Raw genomic sequence first — 14365 nt, forward strand, 5'->3', positions numbered from 1 at the left:
ACCGCACCCATGGGGAGTTTGAGCTGCTTTCCTTGCTTTCGCGTCGCTGCGCTCGCTGGCAGAGGGCGTTGCCAGCGCGGCGGGTGTTGCTCCTTCTCCCGCCGGGGGAAGGCGGGGATGGGGGCCTGGCCCCGGTATGGCTCCCTCGCCCGCTTGCGGGAGAGGGTGGGGGTGAGGGGGGGCTTTCTTCGCTGTGCGCGCCAGATTGGCAGCACAGGGCGGGCCAGCGCTGTCGCACAGGCTATGGTTTGCTATTAAATAGATAGCTTGTAAGTTAGTGTGGGTGCGCTGTGGAGTGCAGATTCCCTGCTGCTTACATGTTGGCCATTCGCTGGTACCATGCCGGGCATGTTTAGTGATCTCGCTGCCGACGACATGACACCTGTGAACCCGGATGAGGGCATCCCCGTCTCCGTGAAAATCCGCGAGCGGATCGCGGCAGCCCGAAAACGCTTCAACGCCAACGACAACATTGCCGAATTTATCGAGCCGGGCGAGCTGGAAAAGCTGCTCGACGAGGTGGAGGTGAAGATGCAGGGCGTGCTCGACAGCATGGTGATCGACACCGCCAACGACCACAACACCAAGAGCACGGCGCGGCGCGTGGCCAAGATGTATTTGAACGAGGTCTTCAAGGGCCGCTACGTGCAGGCGCCGGCGATCACCGAATTCCCCAATGCCGAGCGCCTGAACGAGCTGATGATCGTGGGCCCCATCACCGTGCGCAGCGCCTGCAGCCACCACCTGTGCCCGGTGATTGGCAAGATCTGGATTGGTGTGTTGCCCAATGAGCACACCAATGTGATCGGCCTGTCCAAATACGCCCGCCTGGTGGACTGGGTCATGGGCCGTCCGCAGATCCAGGAAGAGGCCGTGGTGCAGCTGGCCGATCTGATCATGGAAAAAACCCAGCCCGATGGTCTGGCCATCGTGATGGAAGCCTCGCATTTCTGCATGTCCTGGCGCGGTGTGCGCGAGATGGACAGCAAAATGCTGAACTCGGTCATGCGTGGCGCCTTTCTCAAGGATGTCAACCTGCGCCGCGAGTTTCTGTCGCTGATTCCCGGAAGGAGTTAAGCCATGCTGGTGCGCCTGCTCTATGTCAGCCGCGCAGTCGATACCTCGGCCGCGGCCATCGAATCCATACTCGCCCAGTCGCGCGAGCACAATCTCAGCAAGGGCCTGACCGGCGTGCTGTGCTATGGCGGCGGGGTGTTTTTGCAGGCCATAGAGGGCGGGCGCAGCGCGGTCAGCCACCTGTTCAGCACCTTGCAGCAAGATGCGCGCCACAAGGATGTGGAGCTGTTGCAGTTCCAGGAGATCGAAGAGCGCCGCTTTGGCGGCTGGACCATGGGTGTGGTCAATCTGAACAAGCTCAACCATTCCATCTTGCTCAAATATTCCGAAAAGGCCGAGCTCGATCCCTACGCCGTCTCCGGCAAGGTGTCGTTTGCCTTACTGGAAGAGCTGATGGCCACGGCCTCCATCATTGGCCGGGCATGATGCGCTTGTACTAGGTTCCATGTCCGGCAGGAGCGCTCACACGCTCTGAGGCTGGACCCAGGGGCCTGAGGCCCCTTTGTTTTTTCTGGGATGTTGTTGTCGTTATGAGTTTGCAGGCATTTGCGCTGATCATCGTGGCCGGTCTGATCCACGCGGGGTGGAACGTGGCGGCCAAGAAGGCGGGGGGCGACTCCCGCTTTGCCTTTTTCACCTCCTTCATCATGATGCTGGTCTGGGCTCCGCTGGGCTGGTGGGTGGGCCGTGACGTGGTGCAGCACTGGGGGGCGATCGAATGGGTCGTGGTGCTGGTCAGCGGACTGCTGCATGTGGCGTATTACGTGATCTTGCTGCGCGGCTACCGCCATGCAGACCTGACGGTGGTCTACCCGCTGGCGCGGGGCAGCGGGCCGCTGATGTCGTCCATGGTGGCGATCCTCTTTCTGGGCGAGCAGATCTCGACCCTGGGCGTGGCCGGCATTGCCGGCGTGGTGCTGGGCGTGTTCTTCATCGCCGGCGGGCCGGCGTTGCTGCGCCCGCGTACCGATCCCGAAGCCAGGCTGCGCCTGCGCCGTGGCTTGCTGTATGGCGTGGCCACCGGGGTTTTTATCGCCAGCTACACCGTGGTGGATGGCTACGGCGTGCGCATGCTGCTGATGTCGCCCATCTTGATCGACTACATGGGCAATTTTGTGCGCGTCTTCCTGCTGGCCCCCGTGGTGCTGCGTGACCTGCCCGAAGCCCGCCGTCTGTGGGCACTGCAATGGCGCTGGGCCGCGCTGGTGGCCTTGGTCAGCCCCATTGCCTATGTGCTGGTGCTGTATGCCATGCAGACGGCCCCCATGTCCCATGTGGCGCCGGCGCGCGAGGTGTCCATGCTGTTTGCCGCGCTGATTGGTGGGCATTTGCTGAATGAGGGCGACCGCGTGGTGCGCATCTTTGGCGCGCTGCTGATTGCGTTGGGGGTGACTGCGCTTGCATTAGGGTAGAAATGGGACACCCCCTGAGGCGCTGCGCGCCTTCCCCCCAGGGGGATGACACCGGCGCGGCGGGGCGGCCCTTGCGCGGTGTCTCTGGCCTAGGTCGCGCCGGTTGCATGCAGTGTGTATGCAGTACAAGTAAAAATGGCTTGTAGCGCTTTATCCTATGGCATTGGCAGCTATGGTTTTTGGAGTTTTTGCATGATTCGCTTTGGCATTACCTATCCCCGCACCTTGGGTGCGGCGGCGCTGGCGCTGGGCTTGTGGGGTGCAGTGGCCCAGGCAGCACCTGCGCCCTGGTATTGGTGGGTCAGCAAGGTCGATGAGCAGCGCGTCTGCGCCCAGTCCATGCCGGAGCAGGGCTGGGAGCGGGCCGAGGGGCCATTCACCCGTTCCGACTGCCAGCGCTGAGCCGACGCACAGAAAGAATCAACCCATGCCTTCTCTGGAATCGCTGACCGCCTTTTTTGGCATTGCCGTGCTGCTGGCTTTGACGCCCGGGCCAGACAATATTTTTGTGCTGCTGCAGTCCGCGCAAAAAGGCTGGCGTGCCGGGCTGGCGGTGGTGTTGGGTTTGACGGCCGGTGTCGCGGTGCACACCACGGCCGTGGCCCTGGGCCTTGCGGCGGTGTTTGCCGCTTCGGTCACGGCATTCACCGTGCTCAAGTGGTGTGGTGCGGCCTATTTGAGCTATCTGGCCTGGGGGGCGCTGCGGGCGCAGTCCAGCGTCAGCGACATGCCGGTGCAGCAGGCCCGCGACCAGCGTTTGCCGTTGCGTGAGGGGCTGCGCATGGTGGGGCGGGGCCTGGTGATGAACCTTACCAACCCCAAGGTGCTGATTTTCTTCCTGGCCTTCTTGCCCCAGTTTGCCAATCCGGCACTGGGCCCGGTGGCGCCGCAGATTGCGGTCTATGGTGCCGTCTTCATGGCCGCCACCTTGCTGGTGTTTGGCTCCATCGCCTGTTTCAGCGGGCTGTTTGGTGCCATGCTGCAGCGCTCGGCCCGTGCCCAGTGGTGGCTGAACCGGCTGGCCGGCATGGTGTTTTTGGGCATGGCGGTGCGTTTGGCGACGGTGGAAAGGTAACGGCTCCCCCCTGAGCCGCTTCGCGGCTTCCCCCCAGGGGGACGACACCGGTGCTGCGGGGCGGCCCTTGCACGGTGTCTCTGACTTGGGTTACGCCGTTTTTGTGCGCTCCGCCCTGGTCTTACTCTTGCGACCTTATGGAGGAGAGGCACGCTATTTCATCCAGGACTGGAGCCGGGCATCCTCGCTGGCGATTTGCTCGCAGTCGTTGAAGGCTGCAAATTTTTCCAGCGCCTGGCGTAGCTGTGGCCCGAAGCGTTCCAGATCCAGCGCCTGGTTTTCCAGATGCAGGCTCAGCACCTGCAAGCGCTTTTCCTTGCGATGGGCTTTGCAGTCCATGCGGCCCACCAGGCGATCGCCCCACAGCAGGGGCAGGCAGAAATAGCCATAGCTGCGCTGGGGCGCGGGCACATAGCATTCCAGGCGGAAGTCCATGCCAAACAAGGCGGCTAGGCGTTCGCGGTGAATCACCAGATTGTCAAAGGGCGAGAGCAGGCGTATGCCGCGTGGGGCGGGCCTGCGGGCTTCGTCCAGCAGATGGGCGTCGACATAGGCCTGGTCCAGGCCCGCATCCTGCACGGCCAGCAACTGGCCTGCGTCCACGCGCTCGGCCAGCAAGCTGCGCATGGCCTCGCGCAAGGGCTTGCCAGTGCGCAGATGCAGCAGCTGTTTCCAGGTGACCAGACCGTGGGCGCGCAAGCTGGTGTCCAGCAGATAGCGGGCGTACTCCTCGGTGGATGGCTCGCTCAGGTCCATGCCCGCAGGCAGCATTTGCTCGCGCAGTGCATAGACCTTGCCCATGCCGTTGCGTTCACAAATCATCAAGTCGCCCTGCATGAACAGCTTGTCCAGCGCCCGGCGGCCTGGGCCCCAGCTCCACCAGCTGCCGCTGGTGCCGTTGCGGCCCGTGTCCAGCTCGCGCATGGACAGCGCACCTTCGCCGCGCACGCGGGCCAGCAGCTCCTGCATGAGCTTTTTGTCGACGCTTTTGAAGTAGGGATGCTCACCGCTGCGAATGCTGTGCATGCGCGGCAGGGCAAAGCGGTAGTCGCGCATGGGCAGATAGGCCGCCGCATGAAACCAATGCTCAAAGATCTGGCGCTTCTGCACCAGCTGGTTCAGATGCCCTGTTTCATAAGCCGGCACCCGCGCCCACAGCACATGGTGGTGGGCGCGCTGCACCACGGCCAGGGTGTCAATCTGCACATAGCCCAGATGCGCGATGGCGGCCTGTGTGCCGGCCAGGCCTTTGCCAAAAGGCCTGGTGGAGCTCAGGCCCTGGCAGGCCAGGGCCATGCGGCGATAGCGTGGGTGTGCTGCGTTGGGCTGCATGAGGAAAAGCGGGTGCTGGACAGCAGCGCTGTGATCAGGAATCGGGGCTTGCATTCTCGCGTGCCTGCACAGCCAATTGGTAGCGAAATTCCTGGCTGCGGCCACCATAACCATAAGCCGCGGCGCGAGCATCGATGATGTGCACATAGGACACCGCATGCAGCCGTTCGCACAGCGCCGCCATGGCGGTGTAGATCGCCTGCAGATAGGCCGCCTTTTCCGCTTTGGTGTTGGTCTCATCGGTCACGCTGATGGACAGGTAGAAGGCGGATTGCTGCAGGGCCTGCAGCGACTGCCCGGCGACAAACCAGTCGCTGGCAGCGATGTGCTGCACGGCCACGGAAATCAGAGCCGGGTCCTTGCCCAGCAGTTCCGCCGTCAAGGCACTGATGCGTGCCACGGCCTGGGCGCTGCGGGCACTGGCATCGCCCGAAAGTTGCAACTGGATATGGGGCATGGAAAGCTCCTGAGGGGTGATGAAGGCCCGCAGTGTGCGGCTTGTCTATTCATTTGAAAAACGGGAAGATTTTTTGGATGTCACCTGTTTTTCGGATGGATAAACCCATGCAAGGATTTGATCTGCTCCAGCTGCACAGCCTGCGCGTGGTGGCCGAGGCCGGCAGCCTGACGGCTGCTGCACCGCGGCTGTTCTTGTCGCAATCGGCGGTGAGCGAGCACATGCGCAAGCTGGAGGCCGCTTGCGGCCAGCCGCTGTTGTTGCGCAGCAAGAGCGGGGTGGTGCTGACGCCGGCGGGCACGCGGCTGTTGGCCCATGCACAGCGCATCTTGGCGCTGTCTGAGCAAGCCTGGAATGACCTGTGCGGCCCGCAATTGCAAGGCCATGTGCGTCTGGGCGTGAGCGACTATTTCCGTCCCCAAGCCTTGGCTTCTCTGCTGGCCCATGTGGCGGAGGTCCATCCTGGGCTCCGACTGCATGTGCAGGTGATGCACAGCAGCCAGGTGCGCAGCATGTGGCAGCAAGGGGCGCTGGACCTGGGGTTGTGCATGCAGTTGGAGGGCGATGCGGAAGGCGCCAGTACGCTGTGCAGCGAGGCACTGCACTGGGTGGCCGCGCCACATGCGGTATTTGCGCAGGACCAGCCCGTGCCCCTGGTGCTGTTGCCCGCGCATTGTTCTTTGCACCACCTGGCCGTGCAGCGTCTGGCCAGCCAGGGGCAGGCCTATGAGGTGGTGCACCTGGCCTCGGGCGTGGCGGGATTGCAGGCGGCCGTGGCCGCAGGGCTGGGCGTGGGCTGTGTGAATACCTCAAGCCTGGGGGCGGGCATGCAGGCCTGGAAACCTCAGGCGCCAAGGGCGGCCTGGCCGGCGTTGCCGGCGGTGCAATTTCAACTGCTGCCGCTGCGGGCAGGGGCCTCCAGCCTGGTGGCCCAGGTGCGGGCGGCGCTGCTCAGTCAGTGGGCGGCTTTGCCGCTGTCGTAGCGGATTGGCGCGGGTTTGCGGCAGGTGGCTGAGGCCATGCAGGCAGCGGCGCACGCAGCTGTTCAAAAGCGCGGGCGATTTGCAGCACGCCCAGGTCGTCAAAGCGGGCGCCAGCAATTTGCAGGCCTATGGGCAGGCCCTGGCTGGACATGGCGCAGGGCACAGAAATCGCGGGCTGCTCCGACATATTGAAGGGCACGGTGAAGGCAATGTGCTCCAGCGGGCGCAGCGGGTCGTTGGTGGGGGTCGCCAGTTGGGCGTCGAAGGCAGTGATGGGCGCCACGGGCGAGAGCACATAGTCGAATGCTGCGCAGGCCTGCACCGTGGCCTGGCGGGTGAGGAAGAACTGGTGCTGGGCCGCAAACACGGCCGGGGCCGTCAAGGCCTGGGCGCTGTCCGCCCACTGGCGGATAAAGGGCAGAACCTTGGCCTGTTGCGCGGCCGGCAGGGCTTGCAGGTCCATATGGGAGCGCATGCGCCAGAAATGGTCCATGCCGTCCAGCATGTCGCGTGTCAAAAACGGGGCCATGGGTTCGACGATGGCACCAGCCTGTTTCAGCAGCGCGGCGGCCTGCTCCACAGCCTGGCGCACTTCGGGCTCCACGGGCAGACCGCAGCCTGCGTCCAGCAGCAGGCCTATGCGCAGGCCGCGCAGCCGCTGCAGGCCGGGGGCCAGTTGCTGCCAGGCGATGCGCTGGGGCGGCAAGGCCATGCAGTCGCGGGCATCGGGCTGGGCCAGCACCATCATCATCAGCGCGGCGTCTTCCACGCTGCGTGTCATGGGGCCGGCGCAGCGGCCGGTATAGGGAGGGTCTATGGGGATGCGGCCCAGGCTGGGCTTGAGGCCCACGATGCCGCACCAGCTGGCGGGCAGGCGGATGGAGCCGCCGATATCGGTGCCCACATGCAGCGGCCCATAGCCGGCCGCTGCTGCAGCCCCTGCACCGGCACTGCTGCCACCAGGGCCCTTGCTCAGATCCCAGGGGTTGCAGGCCGTGGCGTGGAAGCTGGAAAGCCCGGAGGACAGCATGCCAAAGTCGGGCATGGTGGTTTTGGCCCAGAGCAGGGCCCCGGCCTCGCGCAGGCGGGCGGCGGGTGGGGCATCGGCCGCCGCTGGCTGTAGCGCTGTGGCCGCCGTGCCCAAAGGGGTGGGATCACCCGCGGTGGCGATGTTGTCCTTGATGGTGGTGGGCACACCATCCAGCCAGCCCTGGGGGCTGCGCTGCATCCACCGGGCCTCGCTGGCGCGGGCTTGCGCAAGCGCAGCTTCAGGCCGGTAGAGGTAGGTGGCGTGCAGGCTGGGCTCCCAGCGTTCCACCTGCGCTATGACGGCCTGCATGACTTCCACCGGGGACAGCTGACGGGCCATATAGGCTTGCAGCAGCTGGGTGGCGCTCAATTGGTGCAACTCGCTCATATCCCTCCTTGGTGGCCCGGGTGGGCTTTCAGTATGTCGATACCAGGAAAAACGGCCTGCATGGACTGCTGGAGCGGGCCAGGGCCGTGTGGCAGGGGGCTGAACCCTACTCCACAACGGTCAGACAGCGCTTCAGGCGCGACGCGTGCCCGCAGACAGTACGCCTGTACGGCAAGGGCGCGCAACAAAGCATGAAGCGCTGTATGACCGTCTCAAAACGAGACAGCAACAAGGCCTATTCTTAGGCTGGCATCTTGAAGTCACATGTTTAAGCCCAGGACAGGGCCGACAGATCGTTGACGAAGATGGGCATATCCTTCCACAGACCACGCAACCCCTTGGCAGCCACGGTCACCCATTGCGACTGGTAGAGGAAGGCGTGCACGCTGTCTTCGGCCAGCAGGCGCTGGGCGTCACCAAGCAGGCGGGCACGGTCGGCCGGGCGCGGTGTGTTCTTGATCTTGTCGTAGAGCCGGTTGAACTGCTCGGAGTGATAGTTCCAGTAGTAGTCCGGCTTGGCGAAGTTGCCCAGGTCAAAGGGCTCGACATGGGAGATCAGCGTCAGGTCGTACTGCTTGTTGGTGTAGGTGCTCGACAACCACTGTGCCCATTCCACGTTTTGCAGCTTGAGCTTGATGCCCACCTTGGCCAGCTCGGCGGCGATGATTTCGCCGCCCTGGCGTGCATAGGGCGTGGGCGGCAGCGTCATGCTCAGCTCCAGCGGCAGCTTGACGCCGGCCTCGGCCAGCAGCTTTTTGGCTTTTTCCGGGTCATAGGGGTTGATGCCGGTGGTGTCCACATAGCCAAAGGCGCCGGGCACGTAATGGCTGCCAATGGGCACGCCATAGCCTTCGGCGGCGCCCTCGATGACGGTCTTGCGGTTGATGGCCGCAGCAATGGCGCGGCGCACGCGCACATCATCCAGCGGCTTGCGGCCGTTGTTGATGGCCACAATGGTCTTGGCGCGCGAGCCGCTGACCAACACCTGAAAGCGTGGGTTGTTCTTGAACTGCGGCACGCTGCGCGGGGTGGCGCGGGGGAAGGCGTCCACATCGCCCGCCATCAGCGCGGCCACCTGGGCGGCGGCATCCGGAATGAAGCGGAAGGTGGCGCGCTGGATGCGGATCTTGGCGGCATCGCGGTACTGCGGCCAGGCCTGCAGGGTGATGGACGAGCCCTTGCTCCACGGGCCCAGCTTGTAGGGGCCGGTGCCCACGGGCTTGGTGGTGTTGGTGGCGGCGCTCTTGGGCTCGACGATGATGGCCGTGGCCTGGCCCAGCACGAACAGAAAGTCCGGATCGATCTCCTGGGTGAGGATGACCAACTGGTGGGCATCGATCACGCTGACCTTCATGGCGGCGAAGCTGCGCTTGTCCTTGTTGGTGCTTTTGTCGGCCGCTGCGCGCTCGAACGAGAACTTCACGGCCTGGGCATCGCAGGGTTCGCCGTTCTGGAACGTCACGCCCTTGCGCAGGCGGAAGGTGTAGGTCTTGAGGTCGGGCGAGACCTCCCAGCTTTCGGCCAGCAGGGGCGAGACGCTGCCGTCGCTGTTGATCTTGGTGAGGGTCTCGAAGATGTTGTAGAGGGCGATCTCCGCCACCGACGAGGCCGCGTTGGCCGTGGGGTCCAGCACCGGGGGCTCTAGCGTGAGCGCCAGGGTGACGCTGTCCTTCTTGCTCTGTGCCAGGCCTGCCAGCGGGGTGAGCAGGGGAACGGAAGCAAGAGCGCCTGTGGTCAGAAGGCGGCGGCGGTTGAGCATGGGGTGGGTCTCCGGACGAAAGCTTGTTGTAAGAACGTGTTCAAAGTCTCCTCGCGGCGCGCCTGCGTAGAGATATTGAACACGTTCTAAGAGCGGGGTGGCGATCACCTGCCGATTGCGCTCCAACGCGCCTGCACAGAGATCGCCCTCCCGTTTTCAGAAAAAAGGCCGCAGGGTGCGGCACATTTCGCTTTGTACACCAGTTGGACGTGCAGGCCGAATGCTCAGCGCTGGGCCGCGGTGGTTGCGGCCGCTTGCCGGGCCTGGCGGCGGGCACGGGCCAGGCCGGGGGCGATATGGGGCACGGCCTGCACCAACTGGCGGGTGTAGGGGTGCTGTGGGGCGGTGAACAGCTGTTCGGGGCTACCGCGCTCCACCATGTGGCCCTGGTGCAGCACCACCACTTCCTGGCACAGCTGCTGCACCACGGCCAGGTCGTGGCTGATGAGCACAAAGGTCACGCCATGGTCTTGTTGCAGCTGCTGCATCAGGTTCAGCACCTGGGCCTGGACCGAGACATCCAGGGCGCTGACCGGCTCGTCGGCCACGATCAGCCGGGGCCGGGTTATGAGGGCGCGGGCAATGGCAATGCGCTGGCGCTGGCCGCCGGAGAATTCATGCGGGTAGCGGTCCAGATCGCTGGGGCGCAGGCCCACCTGGGCCAGCACCTCGGCCACGCGCGTGCGGCGTTCGGCCGCCGTGGCACCCAGCACTTCCAGTGGCTCGGCCACGGTGCGGGCCACGGTCTGGCGTGGGTCCAGCGAGCCATAGGGGTCTTGAAAGACCATCTGAAAATGGCGTCGGTGTGCTCGCAATTCGGAAGCGCTTAACGCGCTCAGGTCTTGCCCTAGCAGCCGAATATGGCCCGAAGTGGGGCGGTCCAGCGCCATGATGAGGCGGGCCAGTGTGGACTTGCCGGAGCCGGATTCACCCACCACGCCCAGGCTGCGACCGGCCTGCACCTGCAGGCTGATGTCGTCCAGCGCCGCCACGCAGGCCGGTGCGCTCCACAGCTGGCGGCGTGGCAGGCGGTAATGGCGGGACAGCTGCTGCACTTCCAGCAGCGGGGGGGGCATGGTGCTTGTCATCTCAGTGCTCCATAGAACAGCGGCGCATCCAACGGGCAGGCACCAAAGTCAGGGACAGCCAGCAAGGGCCGCCCCGCAGCAAAGGCTGTCGTCCCCCTGGGGGGAAGGCGCCAGAGGCGACTCAGGGGGGCGCTCATTTCATGGCTTCGGGACGCAGGCAGCGCGCCCAGTGTTGACCCGCTTCATCCTGCTCCATAGCGACAGGCACCTGGCTGTGGCAGGCCGCCTGGGCATAGCTGCAGCGGTTGCTAAAGGCGCAGCCTGCGGGCAGGTCGGCCAGATCGGGCACGGTGCCGGAAATGGTGGGCAGCGGCGGCATGCGGCCATCAGGCTGGCGCTGGGCGTGGAGCTGGGGGCGGGCGGCCAGCAGGCCCCGGGTATAGGGGTGTGCCATATGGGCAAACAAGGTCTCGGTGGGCGCGCTTTCCACCACGCTGCCGCCATACATGACCAGCATCTGGTCCACGTTCTGCGAGACCACGCCCAGGTCGTGGGAGATGAGCACCAGGCCCATGCCGCGCTCGGCCACCAGGTCGGCCATCAGGTCCAGGATTTGCTGCTGCACCGTCACATCCAGCGCGGTGGTGGGCTCATCGGCAATCAGCACATCGGGTTCACAGGCCAGGGCCATGGCAATCATGATGCGCTGGCGCTGGCCGCCGGAGAATTGGTGGGGATAGTCGCCCAGGCGCTCGGCCGCGCGGGGAATACCCACGCGCTCTAGCAAAGCCAGGGCCTGGCGGCGGGCGCTGGCTGCGTCCAGGCGCAGATGGCGGCGCAGCGGCTCGGCCACCTGGCGGCCAATGGGGTGCACGGGGTTGAGGGCGGTCATGGGCTCTTGGAACACCATGGCCAGGCGGTTGCCGCGCAGCTGGCACCATTGCGCCTCGCTCTGGCCCAGCAGTTCCTGGCCCTGCAGGCGCAGGCTGCCGCTGGCGCGGGCGTTGTCGGGCAGCAGGCCCATCAGCGCCAGGGCGGTGAGAGATTTGCCGCTGCCCGACTCGCCAATCAGGCCCAGTGTGCCGCCGCGTTCCAGCGTGAACGCGACATTGCGCACGGCCGCCACTTCCCCGCGCTGGGTGCGGAGGGTGACGGACAGGTTGTCTACTTCCAGCAAGGCCATGGCAGTCCTTTAACGGCGGCGCAGGCGCGGGTCCAGCAGGTCACGCAGGCCGTCGCCCAGCAGGTTCAGACCCAGCACCGACAGCGCAATTGCTACGCCGGGAAAGATGGCCAGCAGCGGGGCCTGGAACATCAGGGTCTGGGCCTCGCTCAGCATACGGCCCCAGGAAGGCATGGGCGGCTGTGTGCCCAGGCCCAGATAGGACAGAGCGGCCTCGGCCAGGATGGCCAGGGCGAACTGTATGGTGGCCTGCACCACCAGCACCGCCAGGATGTTGGGCAGCACATGTTGGCGCGTGATCTGCCAGGTGTTCTTGCCGCAGGCGCGGGCGGCCAGCACATATTCGCGCGTCCACACGGTATTGGCCGAGGCGCGGGTGATGCGCGCAAACGTGGGGATATTGAAGATGCCGATGGCGATGATGGAGTTCACCAGCCCCGGGCCGAACACGGCGGTGAGCATGATGGCCGACAGCAGGGCAGGAAAGGCAAAGGTGAAGTCCGCCAGCCGCATGATGGCTTCTTCCACCCAGCCACGGCGGGCGGCGGCCAGCAGGCCCAGGGCCACACCCAGCACCAGGCCCAGGCCCACGGCAATGATGCCCACCCAGATGGAGTTGCGCGCGCCCACCAGCAGCAGCGAGGCCACGTCGCGGCCATAGGCGTCCGTGCCCAGCCAGTGGCTGGCCGTGGGCGGCAGCAGCTTGGCCTCCAGGTCCATGGCGTACGGGTCCCAGGGTGTCCAGACAAAGGACAGCAGGGCGCAGGCGATGAGCAGCAGCGTCAACACACCGCCGATGGCAAAACTGGGATGGCGGCGCGCGCGCTGCCAGAAGCCGGGAGCGGTCGTTACCGCATTGGCGAGGCTCATATCAATACACCATGGCGAGCAGTCCCCTCACCCCTACCCTCTCCCGCAAGCGGGCGAGGGAGAAATACCGGGGGCAGCCCCCATCCCTGCCTTCCCCCGAAGGGGAAGGAGCAATAGCCAAGGCGCGGCGCACGAATGCCACTGCCGTATGCAGAGCCCCTTTCGCCAGAGGCAGCCGCAGCGAGGCTGTCGTCCCCCTGCCCGCGAGCGCAGCTCGCGAAGAGCGGGGGGAAGGCGCGCAGCGACTCAGGGGGTGTTTCATATATCCGATGACTCCACACGCGGATCGATCACCGCATACAGCAGATCCACCACAAAGTTCACCGCAATCACCATGGTCGCCAGCAGCATCACGCAGTTGCGCACCACGATCAGGTCGCGGTTGGCAATGGACTGAAAAATCAGCCGGCCCAGGCCGGGCAGATAAAACACGTTTTCCACCACGATGGTGCCCGCCAGTAAATTGGCAAACTGCAGGCCCATGACGGTGATGACGGGAACCATGGCATTGCGCAGCACATGGCCCCACAGCGCGGCGCGCTGGGACAGCCCTTTGGCGCGGGCCGTGCGCACAAAGTCTTCGCGCAGCACCTCCAGCACGGCCGAGCGGGTGATACGCGCCAGAATGGCCGCCTGCACCACGGCCAGGGCCACGGCGGGCAGCACCAGGGCCTGCAGCGCGGGCCACAGGCCGCCGCCGGCCTCTTCACTCCAGCCGGGAAATCCGCCGGCGGCAAACCACTGCAGCTTCACCGAGAACAGCAAAATCAAGAGGATGGCAAACCAGAAATTGGGAATGGCAATGCCGATCTGGGCCAGGCCCATGATGCCCACATCGCCCAGTTTGTTGTGATGGGCGGCGGCATAGACGCCGGCCAGCAGGGCCAGCAGCGTGGTCAGCAGCATGGCCAGCACGGCCAGCGGAATGGTGACGGCCAAGCGCTCCAGCACCAGCTCCAGCACCGGCGTGCCATAGGCATAGCTGTCACCCATCTGGCCCTGCAGAAGGCCCCACATCCAGTCGCCATAGCGCTGCCAGGCGGGCTGGTGCAGGCCCAGCTGCTCGGCCATGGTCTGCACGGCCTCGGGGTCGGCATCCGGCCCCAGCAGCACCTGGGCCGCGTTACCGGGCAGTACTTCCAGCACGCCAAACACCACCATGGACGCACCCAGCAAGGTGGCGACCAGGGTCAGCAGGCGTTTGACAAGGAAAGTGCTCATAAAGCGATAGCGTGGTGTGCGCACCAGCCGTGCATGGCGGCGGTGCCTGAGAGGGCGAGCTTAACGGCAAACGAGCGCCCCTGTCTGCCTCCAGGCAGTCAGGGACTTTTCCGTATGCAAGCCAGGTGCATGGCGGGCGCCGATAATGGAGCCATGTCTAGCCAATGCCTGCTGTTTTCGGGAGTGAAGCCATGGCGCTGATGATCACGGATGAGTGCATCAACTGCGATGTGTGCGAGCCTGAGTGCCCGAACGACGCCATCTACATGGGCGAGCATATCTATGAGATTGCGCCGCACAAGTGCACGGAATGCGTGGGCCACTTTGACGAGCCCCAGTGCATGCAGGTCTGCCCCGTCTCCTGCATTCCGGTCAATCCCGAGCATGTGGAAGACCGCGAAACCCTGATGCAGAAATACCTGCGTCTGCAGGCGGCGGCCGCCGCTTCGGCAGGGGCCACGCAAAGCTGATTGCTTTCGTCCAAAAATTGCAGTCAAAACAGCTGTTTACGCAAGCACCGCAAGCGTAAGCAGCTATTTTTTTGGAAGCTT

The 14365-nt window shown here is 64.9% G+C and carries 15 protein-coding genes; 7 read left to right on the top strand and 8 right to left on the bottom strand.

The window, feature by feature from the left end; translation table 11 throughout:
- The first annotated feature begins 348 nt into the window (after positions 1-348).
- The 5 genes from folE to ACA027_RS04415 all read left to right on the top strand — a co-directional run bounded on the left by folE (position 349) and on the right by ACA027_RS04415 (position 3564).
- Positions 349-1077, top strand: coding sequence for a GTP cyclohydrolase I (gene folE, locus ACA027_RS04395; protein WP_370681186.1), 729 nt, complete (start codon positions 349-351; stop codon positions 1075-1077).
- 3 nt (positions 1078-1080) lie between these two features.
- Entirely contained in the window at positions 1081-1503 is a 423-nt protein-coding gene (locus ACA027_RS04400; RefSeq protein ID WP_370681187.1) for a BLUF domain-containing protein, read from the top strand.
- A 104-nt stretch (positions 1504-1607) separates the two neighbouring features.
- The gene (locus ACA027_RS04405; RefSeq protein WP_370681188.1) at positions 1608-2489 is read left to right on the top strand and encodes an EamA family transporter; all 882 of its coding nucleotides are present in this window, start codon (positions 1608-1610) and stop codon (positions 2487-2489) included.
- 192 nt (positions 2490-2681) lie between these two features.
- A complete protein-coding gene (locus tag ACA027_RS04410) occupies positions 2682-2891 on the top strand; it encodes a hypothetical protein (RefSeq protein WP_370681189.1) in 210 nt (69 codons plus the stop codon).
- Positions 2892-2916: 25 nt separating this feature from the next.
- Positions 2917-3564, top strand: a complete 648-nt coding sequence (locus tag ACA027_RS04415) for a LysE family translocator (protein WP_370681190.1) — start codon at positions 2917-2919, stop codon at positions 3562-3564.
- A 153-nt stretch (positions 3565-3717) separates the two neighbouring features.
- On the opposite strand, the gene ACA027_RS04420 is transcribed toward ACA027_RS04415, so the two are convergent.
- Both ACA027_RS04420 and ACA027_RS04425 read right to left on the bottom strand, forming a co-directional pair.
- Complete coding sequence (locus ACA027_RS04420; RefSeq protein ID WP_370681191.1) at positions 3718-4896, bottom strand: winged helix-turn-helix domain-containing protein; 1179 nt, start codon at positions 4894-4896, stop codon at positions 3718-3720.
- Positions 4897-4930: 34 nt separating this feature from the next.
- The gene (locus ACA027_RS04425; RefSeq protein WP_370681192.1) at positions 4931-5353 is read right to left on the bottom strand and encodes a 4-oxalocrotonate tautomerase family protein; all 423 of its coding nucleotides are present in this window, start codon (positions 5351-5353) and stop codon (positions 4931-4933) included.
- 107 nt (positions 5354-5460) lie between these two features.
- Here ACA027_RS04425 and ACA027_RS04430 point away from each other — a divergent pair, with 107 nt between their 5' ends.
- Positions 5461-6336 (top strand): LysR family transcriptional regulator, encoded by an 876-nt coding sequence (locus ACA027_RS04430; RefSeq protein ID WP_370681193.1) that lies wholly within the window; start codon positions 5461-5463, stop codon positions 6334-6336.
- Here ACA027_RS04430 and ACA027_RS04435 read toward each other — a convergent pair.
- The 6 genes from ACA027_RS04435 to ACA027_RS04460 all read right to left on the bottom strand — a co-directional run bounded on the left by ACA027_RS04435 (position 6305) and on the right by ACA027_RS04460 (position 13814).
- Positions 6305-7753: an amidase gene (locus ACA027_RS04435; RefSeq protein WP_370681194.1), complete on the bottom strand. Its 1449-nt coding sequence runs from the start codon at positions 7751-7753 to the stop codon at positions 6305-6307. The two genes, ACA027_RS04430 and ACA027_RS04435, sit on opposite strands and share 32 nt — an antisense overlap.
- A gap of 268 nt (positions 7754-8021) precedes the next feature.
- Positions 8022-9512 carry an ABC transporter substrate-binding protein gene (locus ACA027_RS04440; RefSeq protein WP_370681195.1) on the bottom strand — a complete coding sequence of 497 codons (1491 nt, stop codon included), beginning with the start codon at positions 9510-9512 and terminating at the stop codon, positions 8022-8024.
- Positions 9513-9736: 224 nt separating this feature from the next.
- A complete protein-coding gene (locus ACA027_RS04445; RefSeq protein WP_370681196.1) occupies positions 9737-10600 on the bottom strand; it encodes an ATP-binding cassette domain-containing protein in 864 nt (287 codons plus the stop codon).
- 133 nt (positions 10601-10733) lie between these two features.
- Positions 10734-11723, bottom strand: a complete 990-nt coding sequence (locus tag ACA027_RS04450) for an ABC transporter ATP-binding protein (RefSeq protein ID WP_370681197.1) — start codon at positions 11721-11723, stop codon at positions 10734-10736.
- Positions 11724-11732: 9 nt separating this feature from the next.
- Positions 11733-12593 carry an ABC transporter permease gene (locus ACA027_RS04455; protein WP_370681198.1) on the bottom strand — a complete coding sequence of 287 codons (861 nt, stop codon included), beginning with the start codon at positions 12591-12593 and terminating at the stop codon, positions 11733-11735.
- A gap of 258 nt (positions 12594-12851) precedes the next feature.
- A complete protein-coding gene (locus ACA027_RS04460) occupies positions 12852-13814 on the bottom strand; it encodes an ABC transporter permease (protein ID WP_370681199.1) in 963 nt (320 codons plus the stop codon).
- A gap of 191 nt (positions 13815-14005) precedes the next feature.
- On the opposite strand from ACA027_RS04460, the gene ACA027_RS04465 reads away from it, so the two are divergent.
- On the top strand, positions 14006-14284 hold the full coding sequence (locus tag ACA027_RS04465) for a YfhL family 4Fe-4S dicluster ferredoxin (protein ID WP_370681201.1): 279 nt from the start codon (positions 14006-14008) through the stop codon (positions 14282-14284).
- Positions 14285-14365: the final 81 nt, after the last annotated feature.

The sequence above is a fragment of the Comamonas sp. GB3 AK4-5 genome (assembly GCF_041320665.1).
Lineage (GTDB): Bacteria > Pseudomonadota > Gammaproteobacteria > Burkholderiales > Burkholderiaceae_C > Comamonas.

Bases quoted from the DNA above. Each gene is read 5' to 3' on its own strand.
- ACA027_RS04460 (WP_370681199.1), bottom strand. From the start codon at position 13,814: ATGAGCACTTTCCTTGTCAAACGCCTGCTGACCCTGGTCGCCACCTTG.
- ACA027_RS04410 (WP_370681189.1), top strand. From the start codon at position 2,682: ATGATTCGCTTTGGCATTACCTATCCCCGCACCTTGGGTGCGGCGGCG.
- ACA027_RS04455 (WP_370681198.1), bottom strand. From the start codon at position 12,593: ATGAGCCTCGCCAATGCGGTAACGACCGCTCCCGGCTTCTGGCAGCGC.
- ACA027_RS04430 (WP_370681193.1), top strand. From the start codon at position 5,461: ATGCAAGGATTTGATCTGCTCCAGCTGCACAGCCTGCGCGTGGTGGCC.
- ACA027_RS04435 (WP_370681194.1), bottom strand. From the start codon at position 7,753: ATGAGCGAGTTGCACCAATTGAGCGCCACCCAGCTGCTGCAAGCCTAT.
- ACA027_RS04445 (WP_370681196.1), bottom strand. From the start codon at position 10,600: ATGACAAGCACCATGCCCCCCCCGCTGCTGGAAGTGCAGCAGCTGTCC.
- folE (WP_370681186.1), top strand. From the start codon at position 349: ATGTTTAGTGATCTCGCTGCCGACGACATGACACCTGTGAACCCGGAT.
- ACA027_RS04465 (WP_370681201.1), top strand. From the start codon at position 14,006: ATGGCGCTGATGATCACGGATGAGTGCATCAACTGCGATGTGTGCGAG.
- ACA027_RS04425 (WP_370681192.1), bottom strand. From the start codon at position 5,353: ATGCCCCATATCCAGTTGCAACTTTCGGGCGATGCCAGTGCCCGCAGC.
- ACA027_RS04405 (WP_370681188.1), top strand. From the start codon at position 1,608: ATGAGTTTGCAGGCATTTGCGCTGATCATCGTGGCCGGTCTGATCCAC.
- ACA027_RS04440 (WP_370681195.1), bottom strand. From the start codon at position 9,512: ATGCTCAACCGCCGCCGCCTTCTGACCACAGGCGCTCTTGCTTCCGTT.
- ACA027_RS04400 (WP_370681187.1), top strand. From the start codon at position 1,081: ATGCTGGTGCGCCTGCTCTATGTCAGCCGCGCAGTCGATACCTCGGCC.
- ACA027_RS04450 (WP_370681197.1), bottom strand. From the start codon at position 11,723: ATGGCCTTGCTGGAAGTAGACAACCTGTCCGTCACCCTCCGCACCCAG.
- ACA027_RS04420 (WP_370681191.1), bottom strand. From the start codon at position 4,896: ATGCAGCCCAACGCAGCACACCCACGCTATCGCCGCATGGCCCTGGCC.
- ACA027_RS04415 (WP_370681190.1), top strand. From the start codon at position 2,917: ATGCCTTCTCTGGAATCGCTGACCGCCTTTTTTGGCATTGCCGTGCTG.